The following is a 5678-nucleotide window of genomic DNA, read 5'->3' as shown; positions in this document are numbered from 1 at the left end:
CGATCCTCTGGCGCCAGCGCGGGCCGCGGCCGAGCGCGTCGCCGTAGGCTTCGGCCAGATCGTCCGGCCGGTCGGCGGCCAGCAGCTCGATCAGGAAGGCCGCCTGCCCGCGATCCTTGCGCGCCTTGCCCCGGTCCGGGCCCTCGCGGCGGCGGTCGGCCACGATCAGCTTGTGGATCGCAAAGCGCTCGGGCCGCGGGATCTGCACCAGCACGCCCGACCGGTAGAGCGCCACGGCGGGAATGGGCTCTGCAATCAGGAAGTTGAGATAGTTCAGCCCCTGCGCACTGATGCCGAGCGCGGGCAGCGGCTTCACCCGTTCGTCGCCGAAGGCGGGCGTCAGGAACTCGACCATCGCCTGCCCGCCGCTCTGGCGCCATTTCCAGACCTGCCGGTCGGCCACCCCCGGCACCGGATCGAACTTCAGCGTCTGCAGGATGTCGCCCGGCTCCTCCTCGACCCGGTCGCCGAGCGCGACCGACAGCCGCTCGAAACTCGCGAAGTCGATGTCTCCGGTCTGGGCCAGCTCCTCGGCATCGAACCGCACGCCGAGCTCGCCCTGATAGAGCGCATAGGCGGCCGTGCCCACCAGCGTGCCGCCCAGCCGGAACACGCCCGCCCGCGCGAAGGCCAGAAGCAGCGAGCCCGTCTCGCGGTCGGTGGCGGTGAAGCCTTCCGCGCGCAGCACCCGGGCGAGGCGCGCCATGGTCGCCCGGCGCTCCTCGGCCCCGGCCTTCAGCGCAGCGGCCCGCTCGAGCCGCGCGAAAAGCTCGGGCGTGCCCTCGCCGAGATACCGGCTCTTCATCTCGGTGCCGATGCGGAACTTGTCGTAGAGATAGATCCGCCCGTTGCGGGTCCGCTGCTCGATGCTGCCGATCAGCGCCGAGGCGCTCTCGTCGAGATGAAGCCGGAGCAGGTCCTGATAGGCGACCTGCGCGGCCCGGGAATGCGAGCGGATCGTCATGGCGGGCCCTCCGGGAGTGTGTGCATCAAATATCTTCCCGCTGCACATGGCGCAAGGGTGCAGCGGGAAGTTGTTTGATGCACACGGGGCGCGGCGGCCCTGACGCCCGTCTTCGGCGCCCCTCTAGCGGCCGTCCTTGCGCGGCACGACCGAGAGGCTGCCATCCGTCTCGAGCACCACGGACCGGGCGGCCCCCGGGCTCTCGAGGCCGCTTTCGCGCAGGGCTGCGAGGATCTCCGCCCGCGTGACGCGCTGACGGCGCATGGCATCCTCGAGAAAGCAGCCCCCGTGCAGGAGCAGCGTGGGCTCGCTCTTGACGATGCCCTCGACCGGGGTCCAGCGCACCGAGGTCCAGGTGATCGCATATTGCAGGCAGATCAGCAGGGCCAGCGCCAGCACCCCCTCGGCCAGCGGCACGCTCCGGTTCAGGATCACGGTGGCCAGCGTCGAGCCGAGGGCCACGGTCACGATCAGGTCGAAGGCGTTCATCTTGCTCAGCGTGCGCTTGCCCGAGACGCGCAGCATCGCAACCAGCGCGCCGTAGGCTACGGCGCCGGCGAACAGGATCCGCCCGAGGCCGGTCCAGCTGTCGAAGATCAGGGGGTCGCTCATCGGTCCTCCTTTCGAATGCGGCGTCATGTCCGGGCACCCCTGCCCCGCCGGCTCTGTTCCGACGCGGCGGCCTGACCTGTCGAAGCGGCGGGGGGTTCCGTCCGGATCTGCGGCCCGAACCGGCGGGCCCCGGGCCGGAAGAATCGCCGTCCCGCCGTTCGCGCCCGCGTGAGACGGCGGCAGGGACGCCAGGATACGCAACGTCATCCTGCTCCCGGGGGAGCCCGCCCGCGCGGAAGAGATCCGGGCTTGAGCGCTCAATCTCCAAGAAATCCCGGTCACGCCTCGGGGCGTTTGCTCAACCCATAGGCAAGATCACGCCTGTTTGACTTTACTTGAACGGGAACAGGAACGGGTCAACGCTGTTCGGCAGCACCGAAGCATGGGCCAGCCAGCCTTCAGTCAGGGAGAGCCGAAGATGCCGTCTGCCAGACAAGTCACGGACGCATGGTGGGTGAACGACCAGACGCCCGACAATCCTTACGGCAAGAGCGAGGATTACGATGCCTTCCTCGATTATCTGGGGGCGCTGAACCGCAGCCTCACCCCGGCCATCGCGGCCGAGCCGCTCAGGATCAATGTCACCGACCTGAACGACCACCCGGATTACAAGGCGGCTGCCGTAGGCGCGCTGCAGACATGGGCCACGGTCACGCCGCTCCAATTCGAGATCGTGGACGATGCGCCCTTCGACCGCGCGACCGACTGGATGGAGGTGGTGAGCCCCGAGATCGGCGAACCGAGCGACGGCAGCGCCTTCTCGAGCAACCGCTATGTCAGCATCGGCCAGCGTTTCCACGACACCGAGCCCGACAAGACCGCCCTCGGCGGCTATGTGTTCGACTCGTTCGTCCATGAATTCGGCCATGAGTTCGGCCTGAACCACCCCGGCCTCTACAATTACAGCGGCCCCGGCGGCGTGCAGATCAACTATCTGAACAATGCGACCTGGACCTACGACCGGCAGCAATACAGCGTCATGTCCTATTTCGACGGCATCGACGTGGGCGAGACCAGCCGCTGGTCCGCCACCACCCCGCTCATGGCCGACATCGAGGCCGTGATCCGCCGCTTCTTCTCGACGGTGGACGAGGACGGGGTGCGGACCTACCAGACCATCGACCTCAACACGGGCGACGACGTCTACGGCTTCAACAGCTCCGTCTATGGCTACGAGCTGATGTCCGAGGGGCTGCAGCACGACATCGGCTTCGTGATCCACGACACCGGCGGCATGGACACGATCGACTTCTCGGGCTCGACCGCGGGCACCATCCTCGATCTGCGCGCGGGCCGGTTCTCGAGCGTGAACGGCCACAGCAACAACGTCTCGATCTTCGCGGGCCACAACGAGGATGCCAGCGAATATTACATCGAGGCGGGCATCGGCAGCCGCTTCGCCGACACGCTCATCGGCAACGACGGCGACAATGTGCTCGACGGGCGCGGCGGCGGCGACCGGATGGCGGGTTTCGGCGGCGACGACACCTATTTCGTCGATTCCGCCGACGATCTCGTGCGCGAGTTCGCCGACGGCGGGAACGACACGATCATCGTGCTGACCGAGGGGCTCGATCTGGGCGAGATCGCCAATGTCGAGACGATCGTCTATGCCGGCGGCTCGGCCCCCGCCCCCGGCGAGACGCCAGCGCCTGTGGCCGGCGCGGGCGGCACGCAGGGCAGCATCCTCGTGGGTGAGGCCGGCGCCGATACGCTCAACGGCGGCGCGGGCGGCAACACGATCTTCGGCCTCGGCGGCGACGACCTGCTGATCGGCGGGCGCGACAGCCTCGCCAGCCGGGACATCAACAACACGATCGCGATCGAGGATCTCGAGGACCAGACCGAGAGCGACGACGGCAACGACGCGCTCTATGGCGGGGCCGGCAACGACACGATCATGGGCGGTGCGGGCGACGACACGCTCGACGGCGGCGCGGGCAACGACCTGCTGCGCGGGCAGGATGGCATCGACGTGTTCCGCGGCGGCGCGGGCATCGACACGGTCGATTACGGGATGGAGAGCCCGTTCCAGCTTCTGGTCAATCTCGAGACCAATGTGGCGAGCGGCGGCACCGGGTCGGGCGACACCTTCTACAGCATCGAGAACCTGATCGGCTCGGACGACCGGATCGACCGCTTCATCGGCACGGCGGACGCGAACCACTTCTGGGGCCGGGGCGGCGGCGATTATTTCAACGGCCGCGGCGGCGCCGACATCCTCGACGGCGGGGCGGACGGCGACATCCTCTATGGCGAGGGCGGCAACGACACGATCATCGGCGGCGCGGGCCAGGATTACATGAACGGCGGCGCGGGCATCGACACGGTGGTCTATGCCGGAAGCTCGGCCGGGGTGACGGTCGATCTGGCCCAGGGCACCGCGCGCGGCGGCGATGCCGACGGGCCGGTGCAGATCGTGGGCCGCGGCACGGTGATCCGCCACGACATCCTCGCGGGCTTCGAGAATGTGGCGGGCTCGTTCCACGACGACCGGCTGATCGGCGACGGGAGGTCGAACGTCCTCTCCGGCGGGCGGGGCGACGACATCCTGACCGGCGGCGGCGGCGCCGACCGGCTGAACGGCGGCGCGGGCCGCGACACGGCCGACTACAGCACCGCGGCCCGCGGCGTGGCCCTGTCGCTGACGCTGGGCTCGTCGGACGGCGACCGCTACCGCTCGATCGAGAATCTCGCGGGCTCGGGCCAGGACGACGTGATGATCGGCGACACTGCGGCCAACGTGCTGACAGGTCAGGGCGGCAAGGACACGCTCTTCGGGCGCGGCGGCGACGATGTCCTGCTCGGCGACTTCGCCCCCGAGGGCGCGGCGGTGCCGCGGCCGGGCCTCGGCACGGGCTATGCCACCCTCGGGCCGGAGGCCGCCAACAACTCGATCGAGACCGCCTTCGACCTGTCGGAGAACTTCTCGCTGACCGAGGATCCCGACATCTTCGACTCGACCAGCGTGCTGCATACGACGGTCGCGGCGACGGGCAACGGCCAGGGGGGCTACTACAGCCTCGATCTCGCCGCGGGCACGGTGGTCACGGTGGATATCGACGGGATCGCGGATCCCAACATCCATGACAGCTGGGTGCGCGTGCTCGACAGCGAGGGCCGGATCGTGGCCGAGAACGACGACGGCGGCGGGGATCCGGGCTCGACCAGCAGCCGCGATTCCAGCACCGTCTTCACCGTCGAGGAAACCGGAACCTACTATATCGTGGAAGGCAGCTGGTCGGAGGATGCGCCCGGCGACGGCTGGAGCGACGCGGTTCCGGACGGGTCCGACTACAAGCTGAACGTGTCGGTGGAATTCCCGCCCGAGCCGGTCCGGCCCGGCGAGGCGGGGCGCGACCGGCTGGTCGGCGGCGCGGGCAGCGACCTGCTCGACGGCGGGCTCGCGGCCGATGTGCTGCTGGGCGGCGCAGGCGAGGACAGCTTCCGCTTCTCGACCGCGCTCGGCGCGGGCAATGTCGACCGGATCCTCGATTTCGAGGCGGGCGAGGATCTCATCCTGCTCGATCGCGCGATCTTCGCCGAAGCGGGCGGCGCGGGCACGCTCTCGTTCGGCGCCTTCCACCGCAGCCCGTCGGGCGCCGCGCAGGATGCGTCCGACCGGATCCTCTACGACACCGACAGCGGCTTTCTGGCCTACGACGCCGACGGATCGGGCGAGGCGGCCGCGGTGCGCTTCGCGCAGGTGCGCGCGGGGCTCTCGCTCACGGCGGACGACTTCTACCTCGTGTGAGACCGGGCCGGGGCGGTTCCCGCGCGCCCCGGCCTTCCTCCCCCCGGCCTTCCTTCCCCGGCCTCCGCCCCGAGGCGGCTGCCTCCACCCTCCGGCTCAGGAGCTTCGCATGACCCTTCCGGGCAAGCCCCGCAGCCTTCTTCTTGCCGCAGCCTTCGCCGCGGGCACGGCCCAGGCGGGCGGCCTTTCCGGCACGCTCGACCATGAGGGCGGGACGGCGCTGCCGAAGGGCGTGATCGAGATTTCCGCAGGCTCGGCCGCCCCCCTGCGCCTCGAGAGCGACGGGGCGGCGCGGACCATGGCCTTCGCCCTCCCCGATACGCCCGCAGGCACCGAGGTCGAGGCCCG

At 69.7% G+C, this 5678-nt stretch carries 4 protein-coding genes; 2 read left to right on the top strand and 2 right to left on the bottom strand.

Translation table 11 applies throughout. The features are described from left to right. On the bottom strand, positions 1-964 hold a 964-nt coding region (locus tag A9O63_RS02505; protein WP_069330516.1), incomplete at its 3' end, for a nucleotidyltransferase family protein. Positions 965-1087: 123 nt separating this feature from the next. Then, entirely contained in the window at positions 1088-1576 is a 489-nt protein-coding gene (locus A9O63_RS02500) for a DUF421 domain-containing protein (protein ID WP_069330515.1), read from the bottom strand. A 454-nt stretch (positions 1577-2030) separates the two neighbouring features. Here A9O63_RS02500 and A9O63_RS23605 point away from each other — a divergent pair, with 454 nt between their 5' ends. Continuing rightward, positions 2031-5330: a M10 family metallopeptidase C-terminal domain-containing protein gene (locus A9O63_RS23605; RefSeq protein ID WP_205631813.1), complete on the top strand. Its 3300-nt coding sequence runs from the start codon at positions 2031-2033 to the stop codon at positions 5328-5330. A gap of 109 nt (positions 5331-5439) precedes the next feature. Continuing rightward, positions 5440-5678, top strand: a 239-nt coding sequence (locus A9O63_RS02490) for a hypothetical protein (protein WP_069330514.1), incomplete at its 3' end; no start/stop codon positions are given.

Origin of the sequence: Cereibacter johrii (genome assembly GCF_001720585.1) — a bacterium.
Lineage (GTDB): Bacteria > Pseudomonadota > Alphaproteobacteria > Rhodobacterales > Rhodobacteraceae > Cereibacter_A > Cereibacter_A johrii.
The sequence above is the reverse complement of the archived record's forward strand: the minus strand, read 5'-3'. Positions and strand labels throughout refer to the sequence as shown.

Coding starts and splice junctions, on each gene's coding strand:
- A9O63_RS02500 (WP_069330515.1), bottom strand. CDS start 1,576: ATGAGCGACCCCCTGATCTTCGACAGCTGGACCGGCCTCGGGCGGATC.